Annotated in this window: 16 protein-coding genes; 6 read left to right on the top strand and 10 right to left on the bottom strand. The window is 52.0% G+C overall.

Features of this window, described 5'->3' with window-relative positions; all coding sequences use genetic code 11:
• Positions 1-159 precede the first annotated feature (159 nt).
• The 3 genes from htpG to purE all read right to left on the bottom strand — a co-directional run bounded on the left by htpG (position 160) and on the right by purE (position 3,459).
• Positions 160-2,022 carry a molecular chaperone HtpG gene (htpG, locus tag J2I46_RS27035; RefSeq protein ID WP_207332213.1) on the bottom strand — a complete coding sequence of 621 codons (1,863 nt, stop codon included), beginning with the start codon at positions 2,020-2,022 and terminating at the stop codon, positions 160-162.
• A 215-nt stretch (positions 2,023-2,237) separates the two neighbouring features.
• The gene (locus J2I46_RS27030) at positions 2,238-2,909 is read right to left on the bottom strand and encodes a LysM peptidoglycan-binding domain-containing protein (protein WP_229379969.1); all 672 of its coding nucleotides are present in this window, start codon (positions 2,907-2,909) and stop codon (positions 2,238-2,240) included.
• A gap of 70 nt (positions 2,910-2,979) precedes the next feature.
• Positions 2,980-3,459 (bottom strand): 5-(carboxyamino)imidazole ribonucleotide mutase, encoded by a 480-nt coding sequence (gene purE / locus J2I46_RS27025; protein WP_229379968.1) that lies wholly within the window; start codon positions 3,457-3,459, stop codon positions 2,980-2,982.
• Positions 3,460-3,657: 198 nt separating this feature from the next.
• On the opposite strand from purE, the gene J2I46_RS27020 reads away from it, so the two are divergent.
• Positions 3,658-4,746: an endonuclease/exonuclease/phosphatase family protein gene (locus J2I46_RS27020; protein WP_207332211.1), complete on the top strand. Its 1,089-nt coding sequence runs from the start codon at positions 3,658-3,660 to the stop codon at positions 4,744-4,746.
• A 69-nt stretch (positions 4,747-4,815) separates the two neighbouring features.
• On the opposite strand, the gene J2I46_RS27015 is transcribed toward J2I46_RS27020, so the two are convergent.
• Both J2I46_RS27015 and J2I46_RS27010 read right to left on the bottom strand, forming a co-directional pair.
• Positions 4,816-6,291 (bottom strand): tetratricopeptide repeat protein, encoded by a 1,476-nt coding sequence (locus J2I46_RS27015; RefSeq protein WP_310589089.1) that lies wholly within the window; start codon positions 6,289-6,291, stop codon positions 4,816-4,818.
• A 63-nt stretch (positions 6,292-6,354) separates the two neighbouring features.
• Positions 6,355-7,203 (bottom strand): DUF481 domain-containing protein, encoded by an 849-nt coding sequence (locus tag J2I46_RS27010; protein ID WP_207332210.1) that lies wholly within the window; start codon positions 7,201-7,203, stop codon positions 6,355-6,357.
• A 69-nt stretch (positions 7,204-7,272) separates the two neighbouring features.
• Between J2I46_RS27010 and J2I46_RS27005 the strand changes: the two genes are divergently transcribed.
• Together J2I46_RS27005 and J2I46_RS27000 are read left to right on the top strand one after the other, a co-directional pair.
• A complete protein-coding gene (locus tag J2I46_RS27005) occupies positions 7,273-8,268 on the top strand; it encodes a Gfo/Idh/MocA family protein (RefSeq protein ID WP_207332209.1) in 996 nt (331 codons plus the stop codon).
• Positions 8,269-8,524: 256 nt separating this feature from the next.
• Positions 8,525-8,842, top strand: coding sequence for a hypothetical protein (locus J2I46_RS27000; RefSeq protein WP_207332208.1), 318 nt, complete (start codon positions 8,525-8,527; stop codon positions 8,840-8,842).
• Positions 8,843-8,923: 81 nt separating this feature from the next.
• Here the strand turns inward: J2I46_RS27000 and mscL are convergent, their stop codons facing one another.
• Positions 8,924-9,310 carry a large conductance mechanosensitive channel protein MscL gene (gene mscL / locus J2I46_RS26995; RefSeq protein WP_207332207.1) on the bottom strand — a complete coding sequence of 129 codons (387 nt, stop codon included), beginning with the start codon at positions 9,308-9,310 and terminating at the stop codon, positions 8,924-8,926.
• Positions 9,311-9,548: 238 nt separating this feature from the next.
• Here mscL and J2I46_RS26990 point away from each other — a divergent pair, with 238 nt between their 5' ends.
• Both J2I46_RS26990 and J2I46_RS26985 read left to right on the top strand, forming a co-directional pair.
• The gene (locus J2I46_RS26990) at positions 9,549-10,721 is read left to right on the top strand and encodes an AIR synthase-related protein (protein ID WP_207332206.1); all 1,173 of its coding nucleotides are present in this window, start codon (positions 9,549-9,551) and stop codon (positions 10,719-10,721) included.
• Between the two features lie 59 nt (positions 10,722-10,780).
• Entirely contained in the window at positions 10,781-12,061 is a 1,281-nt protein-coding gene (locus J2I46_RS26985; RefSeq protein WP_207332205.1) for a T9SS type A sorting domain-containing protein, read from the top strand.
• Here J2I46_RS26985 and J2I46_RS26980 read toward each other — a convergent pair.
• The 3 genes from J2I46_RS26980 to ffh form a co-directional block, all read right to left on the bottom strand.
• Positions 12,047-13,507 (bottom strand): S41 family peptidase, encoded by a 1,461-nt coding sequence (locus J2I46_RS26980; RefSeq protein WP_207332204.1) that lies wholly within the window; start codon positions 13,505-13,507, stop codon positions 12,047-12,049. The two genes, J2I46_RS26985 and J2I46_RS26980, sit on opposite strands and share 15 nt — an antisense overlap.
• 96 nt (positions 13,508-13,603) lie before the next feature.
• Positions 13,604-14,059, bottom strand: coding sequence for a hypothetical protein (locus J2I46_RS26975; protein WP_207332203.1), 456 nt, complete (start codon positions 14,057-14,059; stop codon positions 13,604-13,606).
• 103 nt (positions 14,060-14,162) lie between these two features.
• A complete protein-coding gene (gene ffh / locus J2I46_RS26970; protein ID WP_207332202.1) occupies positions 14,163-15,482 on the bottom strand; it encodes a signal recognition particle protein in 1,320 nt (439 codons plus the stop codon).
• Between the two features lie 239 nt (positions 15,483-15,721).
• Between ffh and J2I46_RS26965 the strand changes: the two genes are divergently transcribed.
• Positions 15,722-16,018 carry a hypothetical protein gene (locus J2I46_RS26965; protein WP_207332201.1) on the top strand — a complete coding sequence of 99 codons (297 nt, stop codon included), beginning with the start codon at positions 15,722-15,724 and terminating at the stop codon, positions 16,016-16,018.
• Positions 16,019-16,108: 90 nt separating this feature from the next.
• On the opposite strand, the gene J2I46_RS26960 is transcribed toward J2I46_RS26965, so the two are convergent.
• Positions 16,109-17,302: an aldose epimerase family protein gene (locus J2I46_RS26960; protein WP_207332200.1), complete on the bottom strand. Its 1,194-nt coding sequence runs from the start codon at positions 17,300-17,302 to the stop codon at positions 16,109-16,111.
• Between the last annotated feature and the right edge of the window lie 34 nt (positions 17,303-17,336).

Here is a 17,336-nt window from a genome sequence, read left to right as displayed (position 1 = left end):
GGAAGAAGGGGAGAATGGAGGAACGGGAAGAAAAGAAAGGAGGACAAAAGGAAACGACCGCCAGCGTATTAATGCGGCACATTCTCTTTCTTCCATTCTGCCTTCCCTACTTTTTCCCGTTCCGCCGTTCTCCCCTTCCTCCTTTCCTCCCCTACTTTCCTACAACCCTGCCACGGTGCGCTTCACAAAGGCCGTGAGGCTCGGGCCGGTCAGGCGGTTTTGCGCCAGCAGGGCCAGGTCATACAATTGCTTCGCCAGGGTCTGCTGCGCTTCCCCTTCCAGGCCAAGCACTTTCTGCGACAGGGCATGGTTGGCGTTGATCACGACGTTGTAGCCACCCGGCATATTGCCAAACATGCTGGCTTCGCCCGACAGCGCCGACATATCTTTCATCCGTCGTATAAACTCCGGCATGGTGATCGATACGGGCAGTTCATCCGTTGGCAGCGATTCTACACTGACCATCAGCGACTTGTCGTTCAACGTTTGCTCGAACGCTTCTTTCAACTTCGTCTTCTCGTCGTCTGACAGCACACTTTCATTGGCGACGCCCGTGTCGATCAGCTTGTCGAGCGTATCGGCATCAACACGCTTGAACGTGGTCTTCTCCAGTTTCGACTCCAGGGTGTTGATGAAGTGCGCGTCGATGATCGTATCGAGCAACAACACATCGTACCCGCGCCGTTTGGCCGATTCAATATAGGCATCCTGCTGGTTTCGGTCGGTTGTGTAAAGCACCACTACCTGCTCGCTCTTGTCGGTTTGGTTGGCCTGCACATGCTCGCGATACTCGTTCAGGGTGAAGTACTTGCCTTCGGTGTTCTTTACCAGCGCGAAGTCTTTGGCCTTTTCGTAGAACTTGTCGTCGCTCAGGATACCGTACTTCACAAACAGGCCGATGTCATCGAATTTAGCTTCGAAACCAGCCCGGTCGGCCTGGAACAGTTCGTTCAGTTTGTCGGCAACCTTCCGGGTAATGTACCCGTTGATCTTCTTCACGTTACTATCGGCCTGCAGGAAGCTCCGCGACACGTTCAGCGGAATATCCGGCGAGTCGATCACGCCGTGGAGCATCATCAGGAAGTCGGGCACAACGTCTTTCACTTCGTCGGTAATGAACACCTGCCGGCTGTAGAGTTGAATTTTCTCCCGCTTCATCTGGAACTTGTCGTTGTCCAGTTTGGGGAAGTACAGCACGCCCGTCAGATTAAACGGATAATCGACGTTGAGGTGAATCCAGAACAGCGGCTCGGCCGACATGGGGTACAACTCGCGATAGAAGGTCTTGTAATCGTCGTCGGTCAGGTCATTGGGCGACTTGGTCCAGATGGGAGTAGCATCATTGATTACCTTGCCATCGAATTCAACGGGAATTGGCAGGAACCGACCATACTTCTCCAGGATTCCCTGCAAGCGGAATTTATCAAGAAACTCTTCAGAATCGGGTGCAATGTGCAGAATGATATCGGAACCCCGGTCCGCTTTGTCGACTTCAGTCAGTTCGTATTCGGTTGATCCGTCGCACACCCAGCGCACAGCCTGCGCACCCTCTTTATAAGATTTGGTAATGATCTCGACATTCTCGGCCACCATAAACGCCGAGTAGAAACCTAAGCCAAAATGGCCGATGATATTGGTTTCTTCGCCGGTGTTTTTGTCTTTGTATTTCTCGATGAATTCGGTGGCTCCCGAGAAGGCAATCTGGTTGATATACTTCTTCACCTCATCGGCGGTCATACCAATGCCCCGGTCACTGATGGTGATCGTTTTGGCTTCAGGATCAACCGAGACGGTAATTTTCAATTCGCCTATTTCCTGGCCAAATTCACCATAAGCGGCCAGTTTTTGCAGTTTCTGACTGGCATCAACGGCATTACTGACCAGTTCCCGAAGGAAGATCTCATGATCCGAATAGAGGAATTTTTTAATGATCGGAAAAATATTTTCCGTGTGAATCGAAATTTGGCCCCGCGTGGATTCGCCCCGCGTGGATGCGTCTTTCTCGTTTTGTATGGTCTCCATGCTCAACGTGCGTTAACTGAGTAAAGGGTAAACTGAGTATTGATCTGTACCGACCAAAAGGCGTTCCAGTCCGGCTAGTCCTGTCAGATTGACAGCTTATATTGTCAATGCGGCCTGGGTAAAACGCAACATGACGCAGCCCGTAGCCTTCCGAAAAAGCCTATCGACTGCGTCATTCATATATTCTGACAGCAGGCAACGTACCTGCCACCGCGTCACTCTTTCGACGAAAGCGGGATAATCAGCTTCTCGCCCCGAACAGCCAGGTCTTTCGTTTTATGATTGGCCTTCATGATGGCCTCCTTGCTGACGCCATATTTCTCGGCAACAACCCGCAGCACATCACCGGCACCAACCGTATGAATGGCTTTTACTTTCACGCGTAATTTCGTAACCCCCGATTTAACGCTGTTTTCATCGACATCAGGATTCAGTGCTTTTAGCGTACTGACCTTCATGTTCAGTCGGTTGGCTACTCCATAAAAGGTTTCCCCATTGCCTACCGTGTAGGTTGAGTTACCACCCTTCGCTTTTGTGTCTGTCGGCTTCTTCTCGGGTTTGGCCTCCGATTTTTCCTCTTCATTCACCGGCCTGTCTGTTTCAGTTCCCGCATCTTTGCCCTCATTTCCTGCTTTGGGAGTCGGCTCATCGGCAACATCCTCATCGGCCGGAGCAGGTGCCTGCGACAGATCAACCGGCGCCGGAAGGCTGCTGGTATCGGGCAACAGGTCTTCGGGATTATCGTTTTGCCCGGCCATCGCCTGGTCAGTCGTGTCCAGAGGAACGCTGGTTAGTTCGCGGGCATTACCGGTGTCGTCGGCCAGGCTCTCATAGCCGATGTAGAGTAGGGCCGCAATCAGCCCCACCAGCACCAGCAAGGTAATCATAGGTAGCGAGGTACTACCCTTTTGGCGTTCGTTGTCAGGAGTTTCAGGCATAACAGTATGGATCATCAGGTCACTTCAGTTGCTCGCTCATCTGGGCAACTTTCTCTTTCAACTCGTCTTTATAGGCGGCCAAACGCCGGGCAATGGCTTCGTCGGCAGTAGCCACGATCTGGGCGGCCAGAATACCCGCGTTTTTTGCACCATTGAGTGCTACCGTGGCTACTGGTACACCACCCGGCATCTGTAAAATCGACAGCACGGAGTCCCAGCCATCAATGGAGTTGCTTGATTTGACCGGCACGCCGATCACAGGCAGAATAGTCAGCGAGGCTACCATACCGGGCAGATGGGCAGCCCCACCAGCGCCAGCTATAATCACGCGTATGCCCCGATCACGGGCCGTTTTGGCGTAGTCAAGCATTTTTTCGGGTGTACGGTGTGCAGAGACGATATCCATCTCCCAGGCAACGCCTAATTCCGTCAGTGCATCGGCGGCTTCCTGCATCACCGGACGGTCGGAGATGCTACCCATGATAATTCCTACTTTCATTTACTGCGAAATAACGGACTTTACAGGCATTTAGGGCGTTAGTGCCTAAGTTTTTACTCAACGAACAACTTTTCAGTTATCATTGGATAGCTATCAGTTACCAACGTGGCCCGGGTACGTTACCCTGACGAAGCTCCTGCTACCTGTTCATTGATAATTGAAAAAAACCTGAAGGAGATAACTGTAGTTTAGGTGTATATGACAACAACTGAGTGGGGCTGGTTACTGTATGGACTGTTGATAACAGTCCTTTCGTTTATTCACTTGCTACGAATCGAATACTGGTGGGTACGAATATGGGATTTTCCACATACCCAACTAGCCGCGCTGGCAGCCATCGGTCTGATTGGCTGGGCTGTTTTTGTACAGGAGTACAGTTGGCCTCATTTGCTGGCTCCGGCGGGGCTAACGGCCGCGTTACTGTATCAGAGCTGGCTTTTCTGGCCCTACACCTACCTGCACCCGAGGCAGGTTGTTCGTCAACGGTATCCGAAAGCGACAAACAGACGGGCGCAGGATGATCCGAATACGATCACGCTGTTGACAGCCAATGTACTGATGACCAACACGCAGTGCCCGAAAGTGCTCCAACTGGCCCAGAAACATCAGCCCGACCTGATTATGGTGCTGGAGGCCAGCGCCCACTGGAAACAGGAGTTGTCTGCCCTGGAAGCCGATTACCCGCACCGGATCTTGTATCCGCAGGAGAACACCTACGGCATGTTATTTTACTCAAAACTGCCGTTCAAGTCTCAGGAACTGCGTTTTCTTGTCGAAGATGACATTCCGTCCATCTACGTACAACTGGAAATGAAGTCGGGGAAAACGCTTCATTTCTATGGCGTTCATCCACAACCACCCAGCCCGACAGAGCATTATCGTTCAACTGAGCGAGATGCCGAACTGGTACTGATTGGCCGGGAAGCCCGCCAGCAAACCGGCCCCGTGATGGTAGCCGGCGACCTCAACGATGTAGCCTGGTCGCATACAACCCGCCTGTTCCAACGGATCAGCGGCCTGTTCGATCCGCGTATTGGGCGGGGGCTTTACAGCACCTTTCACGCTGACTATTTCTTTCTCCGTTGGCCACTCGATCATGTTTTCGTATCGCACCATTTTCGACTCCGTACGCTCCGCCGGTTGCCCGCCTGCGGTTCCGACCATTTCCCGATCCTGGTTTCGTTCACGTATAATCCCGATCCGAAACGAATTCAGGATAAACCGGCACCCGAAGGCGACGACCTTGAGGAAGCGCAGGAAATCGTGAAAAAAAGTCGGGAAAGTTAGCGCTGGATGCCAGACACGTACCTGAACAGAGCCGGTGGCTTCGACCTAACATCCGCTATCCAGTATCCACTACTGGTAACTGTTCAGCGCGGCGCGGGCTTTGTTGTCGACACTGTTTTTGTATTCATGGTGTTTGTAGTTCAGCGCCTTTTCAAACGCCTGCCTGGCCCTGGGTACGTTGCGCTGCTGCTGATAGAGGTAACCCATCTGCAACGCCGAAGTAGCTCCAAACGATAACTGGTCTGGCTCGCTCAACACGATTGAGCGCTCGAAAGCCCCGATAGCCGCAGGTACGTTGCCCTGCTTCTGGTAGATTCGCCCCATCCGGTACTGGTATTCAGCCCGCTCCGCCACAGTTTGAAACGTGGCTTCAGAATAGGGTTTCAACACAGCAATAGCCTGATCAAGAAAACCTCCATCGGCCGCTAGCCGTGCCTGCATCAATACGCGTTGGCGCTGGCCGGGAAATGACTTCAGGTACGTTCCGGCTAGTTTCTGCGCGGCTTTATCGGCCTCAACGGTACTTCGCCCTGTTGCCAGAACGTGGGTTAACTCAGGCCGGGCCCGGGTATCATCACCAGCCAGCCAATAGCAGAGAAACCGCTTATAATGACTGTCTTTCAGCAGGTTTTGTCCGCGATACGTAGCCAGAAACCGTTTGTAGTGTCCCAACGCCGTAGCGTAGTCCCCCTTCTGAAGGTAAATATCGCCCAGCAGATTTTCGATTACCGGCAGCGTCACATAGGCCGGTCCGCCGGGGCGGGTGGCCAGCCAGGCCAGCGCCTGTTCTGAATGGGCATTTTTCATGGCCGTGGTCACGGCAAAAAACCGGACCAGCAGATTATCCGGCGATTCAGCCACAAATCGGCTCAGGTTGGTTTCATCGTTTTCGGTGAACCGAAGCACATACGCGCTGATCAGCAGTTCGGCCAGGCGGGCTTCTGTGCGGAAAACAGAGTCGCGCTGTGCACGCTGAAGATCGGCAAGACCATCGCGCACGCTGCCGCGCAGGCCCAGCAGCCGGGGCACCCAGGCGTAACTATCAGGCACCGAACCAATCATAACCCGTATCACGCCCAGCGATTTATAGGTCGGCAGAAAAGCGGGAAACAGGCGTTGATTTTCGGCCAGTAGCTTGTAGGCCTTGATGACATCCCAGCTGGCCGCCGCTTCCTTGCCAAATTTGAGTTTGACGAACGCCCAGTGCAGTCTCACTTCGGCCAGTATTACCCGCTTATACGGCGAATTTTTATCGAAGCTATCCAGCTGATCGAGTCGTTCTGACTCCTTATCAGCTAGTTTTTCGAACAGCTGATCATCGTCCGAACTGAGCAGGGTCATCATATCAACATAGTCGTCTACGAAGAGCCGTAGCCCATTGGCGGGCGTATCAGGCTCAGCCCTTACCAGTTGCCGGGCCGTTTGTAGCCGTCCTTTCGTCAGATCGGTATAGGCGCGCTGCAGCCCCGGTGTCCAGACAAACCCCTGCGCCCGGCCACCTGTAGCCAGTAACAGCACCATGAAGATCAGCAGATAGCGCATCATATCACAAAATTACACGCTTAGTTGGCCTGAGCCGAATAGCTTGTTCCGGTTAGCCGCTCCTATTCATTTCCGCTCGTAGGTCATCCCCACCGTCAGGCGCAGGTCGTTATTGACCCGACCCGGCACCACAATACTTTCATATGAATTGGCCAGCGTGCTCCGAAAACTCAGGTACGTGCTGAACTTATACTGAACACTGATGCTGCCGTTCCAGCGCACATTGAACGGTTGCCCCTCCTGCCGCGACAGCGCTGGCTGGTAGAATACCGTATGCGACACGCTCCACCGGTCTTTGCCGAAGCTGTATTCCCCAAACAAACGCGCCGAGTTTCGCCAGATATTTATATCACTCAATTCGATGTAATCGGTGTATTCGCGGATGAGCACATCGGTAATAGATATGTAGGCTCGTTTGTGCGACACCAGTTTGTAGCCGATACCGGCGGCCGCCGTGTAGCGGTTCAGAATCTGGCGGAGGTTGCTGCGTTCGTATGAACCAAAGGCCAGGTAATACAGTCGGTTTTCGTAGAACATAGTCAGGCGAGCATCACCGAAGTATTCCCGTTCGGCCAGCAAGCCACTTTGCCGACCAAATACGAACGAGGGCGTGGTTGATAGTTTGGCAATCTTACTGACCTCGACATCGAACGCACTGACGAGTTGCAGCAATGACCGATTCACGTTGCCGCTGGTGAACGTACCGTCGGCCGTGAGCCGAAACCGGTATACAGGCCTGAAAACCAGCGCCGTTTTGGGTTTACCCTGCATCGAGTCGATGGCCATCCGGGTCGAATCGGCGGCGATCTGTGTACTGTCGCGCAGGGAAGGGCGAAGCGGATCGGGCTGTTCGGTATTCTGAGCAAAGCCGGGCCGGGAAAGTACCAGCAGAAGAAAAAGAAGGAGAAAGCGCATAACGTTGTTTTTACTAAAGCGACACAATGATTTTCGCAAAAGTCGCTTCATTGCGCTAAAAATAGAATCATGCCAACTAAAATCCGTTGGGCTATCCTGGGCCTAGGCCGCATTGCCCATAAGTTTGCTTCCGATCTGGTTACCCTCTCCGATGCCGATCTGGTAGCCGTTGCCTCAACCGATCAGGCCCGCGCCGACGAGTTTGCCGCCCAGTATCCACGCGCCGACGGTACCCTGCCCCGAGCGCTGGGTACGTATGACGCCTTGACCGCCATGGCCGACGATATCGACGTGGTTTACATTGCCACCCGCCACGTGTATCACCGCGCCAATACGCTGCTTTGCCTGAACGGCGGTCTGGCCGTTCTCTGCGAAAAACCGTTCGGAATGGACATTGGCGATGTGAATCAGATGCTTGGCGTGGCCGAAGCCCGACAAACGTTTCTGATGGAAGCACTCTGGAGCCGGTTTATGCCAACCATTCAACAAGCCAAATCCTGGATTGACGAAGGTGCTATTGGCAAGGTGCTGACCATCAAAGCTGACTTCGGGTTCAAAGCAGATTACGACCCCAATAAGCGGCTGTTCAACAAGGAGTTAGGCGGTGGATCGCTGCTCGACATCGGCATTTACCCGCTCTTCATCAGTTACCTCATCAACGGTATGCCCACCAGCCTTATCGCCTCGGCCACGCTGGCCCCTACCGGCGCCGACGAGCAGTGCGGCATGGTGCTTACTTATTCGAATGGTGCGATGGCCGTGCTGAACAGCACGTTTATGGCTAATACCGAGAATCTGGCGCTGATTTACGGCACGGAGGGTACCATTCGTATTCACGGTCGTTTCCACGAATCGACCGTCGTTACCCTTGAAAGACCCGACGCTGAGCCAGTCACGCAGACCTACGAACGCAGTACAAACGGCTACAATTATGAAGCTCAGCATGTCATGGATTGCCTGAACGAAGGCCTGACAGAAAGCCCCCTCTGGAGCCATGCAGACAGCCGGAACCTGATGACCCTGCTCGATGATGTACGACGGGCGGCGGGCATTAGTTATGAATAACGTTCAGCGTTGCCAGGTACGTTGCAACGTACCTGGCAGCACATTATAATTTGGCCCCTTCGGATCAAAAAGCCATTAATGACACCGAACAAACAAATTGTAAATGAATGCATTATCATAAATCTATTTATTCTACTGATTTTATATAGTTAATTATCTTATAATCAATAAGTTAAACTTTTTCAGGCGTCTTCGGTTCGTAGAAAATCAGGTCAGCCACAGGGGTTGACCGTTGCTTCACAAACACTCAACGACCATGAAAAAGGTAATGCTATCGGCTTTCGGGCTGCTATTTGTTCTGGTTCAGGGAGCCCACGCACAGGCCGTGCAGCAAGGTAAGGCCATCAAGAAAGAAATGAAGGCCGAGAAGAAAGTGGCCAAAGCTGAAGAAAAGCGGATGGAAGCCCGTACGCACAAAGGACTTGAAATTAAGGGCGTATCCGACCCCAAAACACGCATGAAAGATGCTGAGCGGAAAGAAGCCAAAGCTGAAAAGAAAGAACTGAAAAGCGATGCTAAACTGCTGAAAGCATCCGCTAAAGCCCTGGATAAGAAAGCGGCCAAAGTGAACTAGAGTCACGTAGGATTAGGGCTTAGGAATGTCGGGTTGGTGGCCTGCGCCAAAGCAATCCAACATCCCTAAGCCCTAATCATATTACAGGGGTCGCTTCCGTAGTTCATCGCGAATTTGGGCGAGCAATTCTTCGGTTGGCGAAGGGCCCGGCGGTGGCGCAGGTACGCCGATTGCACCGCCCGTCAATCTGTTATACAGGCGTACTACCCAGAAGATGACAAAGGCCGTAATCAGAAAGTTGATGAACGTCTGAATAACCGCCCCAAATTTTAGCTGTGCTTTTTCTGTCAATGACACAACCAGTGAGTCGCTCAGGTCGAAACCACCAAGGGCCAGGCCAACCAGGGGAGACAGCAGGTTCTCCGTCAGCGATGTGACAACAGAGCCAAAAGCAGCGCCAATAAGCACGCCAACGGCCAGATCGAGGGCATTTCCCCGTTTAATGAATTCGGCAAAATCACGGATCATAACAAATAGGCTGTTAAGTGAAAAATCATACTCTATTTTGTTTATGAGCAATATAGAGAAACGATCAAAATTAGCCACAATCCTTTTAGTAAGTACTCAGGTAATGCCACTTTTTAAGCCTCATCCATAGAACAGACGGTTACTTGGTTAATAGCGTGTACGCTATCCTTTACGTGTCAGGTACGTTAACCACACTATCAGGCAACGACAGTCCGCGCCTTGCCTTATCTTTGCGCACATGACTGACCGCTATGCCCAACGGGGCGTTTCTGCCGACAAGGAAGACGTTCATAACGCCATTGCCCGCCTCGATAAAGGCCTGTTTCCAAACGCATTCTGTAAAATTGTGCCGGACGCACTGGCCGGTGACCCCGCCTACTGCACCATTATGCACGCCGACGGCGCTGGCACTAAATCGTCGCTGGCCTATCTCTACTGGCGCGAAACCGGCGATATGAGCGTTTGGAAAGGCATTGCTCAGGATGCGGTAGTCATGAATACGGATGATTTATTATGTGTAGGCGCTACGGGACCCATGCTCCTGTCTTCCACCATCGGGCGCAACAAGAATCTGATTCCCGGCGAGGTCATTGCGGCGCTGATTAATGGTACGGAAGAAGTACTACAGATGCTGCGAGACCACGGCATCGACATTCACAGCACCGGTGGCGAAACCGCCGACGTGGGCGATCTGGTTCGTACACTCATTGTCGATAGTACTGTTATTGCCCGCATGCCGCGCGCCGATGTGATCAGTAATGACCAGATCAGACCCGGCGACGTACTCGTTGGGCTAGCCTCCTACGGACAGGCAACCTACGAAACCGAGTATAACGGTGGTATGGGCAGCAACGGCCTCACCTCAGCCCGCCACGATGTGCTGGCTCATGGACTTGCCGACCGTTACCCTGAAAGCTTCGACCCCGCCGTTGACCGCAGCCTGATTTATAGCGGCAGCATGGATCTGCAATCGCCGGTTGAGGTAGGCGCCAATCAAACGGTTCCGGCGGGTAAGCTTATCCTGTCGCCAACACGTACCTACGCACCGGTTGTGAAACTGCTGCTCGACCAATTGCGGGGACAGATTCACGGTATGGTGCACTGTTCGGGCGGCGCGCAAACTAAGGTGCTGCATTTCATTGATAACCTCCACATCGTTAAAAACAATCTGCTGCCCGTTCCTCCACTATTCAATCTGATCCAGCAGGAAAGCGGGACCTCGTGGCAGGAGATGTTCAAGGTATTTAACATGGGGCACCGGCTGGAGGTATACCTTGCTCCTGAACATGCACAAACGGTAATTGATGTGTCGCGCTCCTTTGGCATTGACGCTCAGGTAATTGGCTACGTAGAAGCCTACGCAGGCAAACGAGTCACGATTCAACACAATTCGGAGACTTTTGTTTACTAACTTATTTGTTAGTGATCTGAAAAATAGTAGCTTGGCAGCGGATAACGATACCGTATGCCATGAGAATTGTACTTATTATCTGTTTTGCCAGTCTGGTAACAGGAGTTTGTTCCGCTCAGACTACCCTTTTTCAGCAGGATTTTTCGGCGGGAGGCGTACCAGCCAATTACGTCAACGTCAGTAATCCGGGTATGGGGCAATTCAACGCTACAAGCGGTGGAACAATTACGAACAATACGCTACAGTTTGATCGATCATCAGGTACCGGATCAGGGCATTTTTCACGCAGCACTGATTTATCTCCATCAGCCAATTCAATGTATATACAGATGGATTTTGAAGTGGTGTCATCAACAGCCGCAGCGGGCAACAACGTAGTTGATTTCTATGTCGGCAGCGGCTTCGACAACACAGTCCAAAATCCCACCAATGCCGACGTATATGCTCGTTTTGGCTTCAATTTTACCAATACAGGGTATGAATTCTCAGTACGACATGTGCCGGCTGGCGGCGCGGGCGCCATCGATTCGCCCGTGTTTACAGGAAAAAAGACGCTGACATTTGTGCTCAATAACACCGGCCGCACCATAACGTACCTACAACCTGGCGGTGGCACACAGCCTCTGGCCAATGATACATATGACCTTTGGGTAGGCACCACCGAAGTATTCGACGGCTTACCCGTGCTCACACCCACTCAAGCAACGACCGATTTCAAACTGAGGCTAACCAGCAATGTATATTCGGCTGTCTTCCAGTTCGATAATATCCTCATTCGTAATATTAACGGATCACTGCCAGTATCGACGCTCGACCTTAAAACTACTATCAACAAACACGCTGTTGATCTGAGTTGGCAATCTGTTCAACAGCCACAGATAGCCACATTGTTTACCATTGAGCGAAGCGCTGATGCACAGGAATTTGTGCCGATCGGCAGCGTACAGATGGCTGAAGACGCAACCAGGCAACACACTTACCAATTCGCAGATAGGTCCCCACGGAATGGGACAAACTATTATCGGCTGCGCCAAACAGACGCTGACGGAGCCGTCACGATAAGCAAAATTGTGACGGCAACCTGGACCGACAGCGTACCTGCCTTTACCATCACCAACAACCCCAACCCAGGTACGTCTATTACGGTGCGCAGTGAAAATTTGCCTGATGCAACGTACCTGATCACCACACTTACGGGGCAGCCTATCTACTGCCAGCAACACGAAACGCCCGAAGGTGAGGTAACGCTGGTTCCGCAACGTCATCTGCCTTCGGGCGTTTATTTAATTACGGCCAGCATAGGAGCCAACCGACTCACACAACGACTACTGGTTCAATAGCTTTTGCGAAACAGTCTGTGGTAGCTTGATCACACTGCCGCCCTGCTTGCGAGACAACGATGAGCCAACTACCGTCTGCTGATTCACGCGCCCTACTCGCCCGCCGGTTGTCAGGCCGCGAATGTGGCTAATGGCCCCTGCCAGCAGTGCATCACGGGTATCGCCGAGGGGATACAACGCACCGTAGGGTTCGTCAACTGTCACGGTTGGTGTGAAGCCCGTCCAGTAGTCCGATTCGTTGTTCTTGTTGTACGAACGGAACGCAATAGGCTGCATACCCCACAGGTTGCTGGCGTTATTATCATCCGTAATTGTAAACGATCCGACGTTTTTACCTGCCGACGTTGAGCCGACTGTATTGACCGTCATGAAAGGCCGCAATCCATTAATAATCAACTCACTGGCCGAGGCCGTCCGGTCGGTCGTCAATACATAGAGCCGTGACAACTGGCCACCAATATTGTTGGCAGGGCTGCTGAAATAGTTATAGAAAAAATCGTTGCCCCCCTGAGGATCGTTAAGAATATCGGTTGTTAATTGTGGGTTAAACTCTTTACGTACGAACGGCACTCGCGCCTGCCCGTTTAACCCCTTCACAATTAAACTGGCCAGATTGGTTGATGATTGCACATCGCCACCACCGTTGTAGCGCAGATCGAGTACCAGTTCGTTCACACCTTGTGTTTTGAACTTACCAAATACCGTATTAACCTGATTATCATACGTACGAGTGGTTGAGCCGTTCGGGCCGGGCACAAACTGATTGTACATCAGATACCCAATTTTACGGTCGCCAATAACATAGACCGAATCTTTAAAAACGGGGTTTTCCTGAAAGACAACCGGCGTTACTACCCTTGTTGTGGTCGTATTCGTTAAAGCCCCGTTCTGAACCGTAGCCAAACCAAACGTCAGTGTACCACTGCCGTAGGCAATGCCTGCGTTCGTTGTGTTCAACGCTGTTCCGTTAACTGAGTAGAAGACATCGTTCCGTTTGAAACCTGCTTTGTCAGCGGGCGAACCGGGCAGTACGTAAATCACAACGCCCACTACATCGGTGCTGCCCTGCGTCCGAAGCAGCAGGTCGAACTCCATTCCGGACGTGGTTGTTTGCCCATTCAGCAATGCGGTTAAGTCGGCCGAACTTTCCTGAATCCACGAGAAGCGGTCGCCTTTCGGGTTTGTAGTGGCGTTGTACTTATACAGTATCGAGTCGAAGAAGTCGTCTGGTGCCAGCGTGGTATCGGGGCGGGCAGGAATTTTGTCGGCCCAATAATAGGCGTACCGCATGTTGGCCAGGATCCAGTTGTCGACGTACCCATTGCTGGCCGTTGTTGTACCAGTTGGGTTGATCTCGACGGGGTCTTTTTTGCAGCCAGTCAGCAGCAACGTACCCACGGCGAAAAGCGCCACAGCAGTACGTAAAGGTTTTGTTGATATGTTCATTGATTACGTTGTTGACTCTGCTACCTATAACGCAAAAAGCCCGGCAACTGTGGCGTTGCCGGGCTTAAAAATAAATGAAAACGAATTTGTACAAACCTACTGATCAGCCCGTTTGCGGAAATGCCAGACCAGCCCTAAATAGGAGTAAAACACGCCTGATTTGAAGTTCGACCGGGCCGATGGTGACAGTTCAAAGGCAATGCGCAGATTGGGCAAACTGGCTACCGGTGCCGCCCGAACGCCAACGTGAAGTGAATAGCCTTCCAGAATCTTATCACCATTCACTGAATTGAGCGCGTTGATCTGTATGCCCGGCCCTACGTAGTAATTCACCCGCTCGGTACGCTTCACATTCACCATCGGGCAAAACGTGGTACTCAATTGTTCGAATAGCGAGTTGGTCTGCAACCGACCATCCAGCCAAACCAGCTTGTCGGGGTTTGTACTGACCGTAAACAGGCCAAAACTGTTGAAGGGATAATAACCAACCGAAGCCTGGCAAAGGGCCGTTGCGGGCAGGGCAAGAACTAAGAGAAAGAAGAGGTGCTTCATCGAATGATACAGACAAGTAAATGCGGTACGCCGCCCAGCGCAAAGCGTTCTAAACAGTATCTAGTTCGCTCCGGGCGGCATACCGCATTCACTCATTCACTGGTTATTTCATCATCTTCGCCAGTTTGCCCGACGACTGCATGTTATTCATTTTTTTCATCATCTTCCGCATCTCTTCGAATTGCTTCAGCAGATTGGTCACCTGTTGAACATCGGTGCCAGACCCGGCGGCAATGCGCTTCTTGCGGCTGATGTCGATGATCTCTGGCCGAGCCCGCTCTTTCGGCGTCATGGAGCTGATGATCGCTTCGATCGGCGCAAACGATTTATTATCCAGATCCAGGTCTTTCACCATCTTGCCCATGCCCGGAATCATGCCGATCAGATCTTTGATGTTCCCCATCTTTTTGATCTGCTGCAACTGGCTCAGGAAGTCGTCGAAGTCGAACTGGTTCTTCCGCATCTTGGCGTTGATCCGGCGCGCTTCATCATCGTCAAACGCCTGCTGAGCGCGTTCAACGAGCGAAATTACGTCGCCCATGCCCAGAATCCGGCTAGCCATCCGGTCAGGATAGAATACATCGAGCGCATCCATTTTCTCGCCGGTGCTCATGAACTTGATCGGCTTGTTCACCACCGCCCGGATAGACAGCGCTGCTCCGCCCCGCGAGTCACCGTCGAGTTTGGTCAGTACCACACCGTCGAAATTGAGGCGGTCGTTAAAGGTTTTGGCCGTGTTCACGGCATCCTGCCCGGTCATCGAATCAACAACGAACAGGGTTTCAGCGGGATTGAGGGCAGCTTTCACCTTCTCAATTTCCTGCATCATGGCCTCATCCACTGCTAAACGACCGGCCGTATCAACGATCATCACTTTCTTCCCTGTCTTCCTGGCGTGGGCCAGGGCGTTCTGGACAATCGAGACGGCATCTTTATTTTCCGGTTCAGCAAATACCTCAACACCTACCTGTTCGCCCAACACTTTCAGCTGGTCAATGGCGGCAGGGCGGTAGATATCGGCGGCAACGAGCAACACGCCTTTGCCCTGTTTTTTGATATATGCCGCCAGCTTTCCCGAAAACGTAGTCTTACCCGATCCCTGCAGGCCAGCAATCAGAATAACGGCCGGCTCACCCTTGAGGTTGATCGGTTTGGCTTCGGTGCCCATCAGTTCGGTCAGTTCTTCCTGCACGATCTTGACAAACAACTGACCAGGTTCTACGGCAATCAGGACTTTCCGGTCCAGGGCTTTTTCCTTCACCCGGTCGGTCACGTCTTTGGCCACTTTATAGTTCACGTCGGCGTCGGTTAAGGCACGGCGCACTTCTTTAATCGTAGCGGCAACATTGATTTCGGTAATGCGGCCCTGACCCTTCAGGGTTTTAAAGGCCTTATCAAGCTTACTCTGTAGGTTCTCGAACATAATGTTGTAAACGTAGTATCAGCAAAGATAACGGATTCAGACGCAGTCGCCTATAGGCAGGGGCATCTGGCATTCCATTTAAGGCAACCGGTTACCCATTCAGACAAGTAGTAAACCTATAGAGTAAAATAAATGTATGTTTGTCCGCAATTTTAATCCCACTCTTTCGTCTAAAAGTCATAGATTGCTTTACCGTATAGTAAATACGCAGCCAATTATTTCTCTTACAGCGAACTTTTATGCCTCGGACCACAGCCTCTTACGTCCTGATTTGCCTTGTTTCGGTTGGGTTACTTGGTAACCCCGCTCCGGCACAATCGGCCCAACAGCCCGTCACCGAATCGGCTAAAGTTTCTGTTCAGAAGTCTAAGACAACCGCTACGAAGCCAGCCTCCGTAAAGGTCAATACGGTATCAACGAAACCCGCCACGGCAGCCACAGCAAAAGTGGCCGACAAACCCGGCAAGCGCTTCTGGTCACGGATCATGAGCTGCTTCCGCGACGTTCATTCTGTTGAGAAGAAAACGAATAAATAGCCCGACAGTTCTTATAAGCGAAGCGGCTCCGCTAGTAAACCAATCTGGTCTGCTGCGGAGCCGCTTCGCTTGCAAGGCACTATCCTGCAACTACTTATCAAACTTGTATTCAGTCGTTTGTGAGTAGGTCTGTCCGGGCTTCAGGATCGTGGTTGGGTACGTCGGCTTGTTCGGCGAATCGGGATAGTGCTGAGCTTCCAGTGCAAAACCGCCCCGGAACTGCGTCATTTTACCATACTTGCCTTTATCGGTGCCTTTGAAGAAGTTACCGCCGTAGAACTGCATGGCAGGCTCGGTTGTTAGCACCGTCATCTTGATGCCCGATTTATCGCCGGTCATTTCCACCACTTTATCAAGCGAGCCCATTTTGTGGTTCAGTACCCAGTTGTGGTCGTATCCACCACCGAAGGTGAGTTGCTCGTCTTTCTCATCAACCCGTGCACCAACCGCTGTTGGTTTCCGGAAATCGAACGGTGTACCTTCTACCGAAGCGGGCTCTCCCTGCGGAATCAGGCCTTTATCGACCTTCGAGTATTTGTCAGCGTCGATCATCAGTAGGTGGTTGTTTACCGTACCGCTCCCGTCGCCATTGAGGTTAAAGAAACCGTGGCTGGTTGGGTTATAAGGCGTTGCCTTATCGGTGGTGGCTTTGTAATCGATCTTTAGCCCATTGTCGCCGTCGATCGAATACGTAACGGTGGTGGTCACGTTGCCGGGGAAACCACCTTCACCATCTTTCGACAGGTACGTTAGTTGCAGCGTTTTATCATCAGTCTGCTTGGCATCCCACACCTGACGATGAAAACCGGTTGGGCCACCGTGCAGCGTATTGCCATTATTGTTTTCGGCCGTTTTGTATGTCTTGCCATCGAGCGTGAACTGAGCCTTACCGATACGGTTGCCAAACCGACCTACGACCGGACCGAAAAACTCAGCACCAGGAGTTTCATATTCTTTGATGCTGCCGAAGCCCATAGCCACATCGGTCAGCTTTCCATTCTTATCAGGCACCAGCAGGCTTACGAGGCGAGCACCGTAATTGGTAATGGCAACCTGAATGTTGGCCCCCTTAAGTATGTATAGACCCGTTTTTTTTCCGTTGATGGTGCTCTCAAACGCTTTCGGATCGGGCAATTTGTAATCGACAGCAGTGGTATCAGACATGGCAGTTGAATCAGTTGCCGCAGCAGTAGTGCTGTCAGACTCACCTGATTTTGTTGAAGTTTGGCATCCGGCACCAGACAGTAATGTCAGCACCGCGACAGGAATGATTAAGTTTTTCATGCAAAGAAGGATGATAGGGCCAATTATTCAGGCG

The organism is Fibrella forsythiae (assembly GCF_017353175.1).
In the GTDB taxonomy this organism is placed as follows: Bacteria; Bacteroidota; Bacteroidia; order Cytophagales; family Spirosomataceae; genus Fibrella; species Fibrella forsythiae.
The sequence above is the reverse complement of the archived record's forward strand: the minus strand, read 5'-3'. Positions and strand labels throughout refer to the sequence as shown.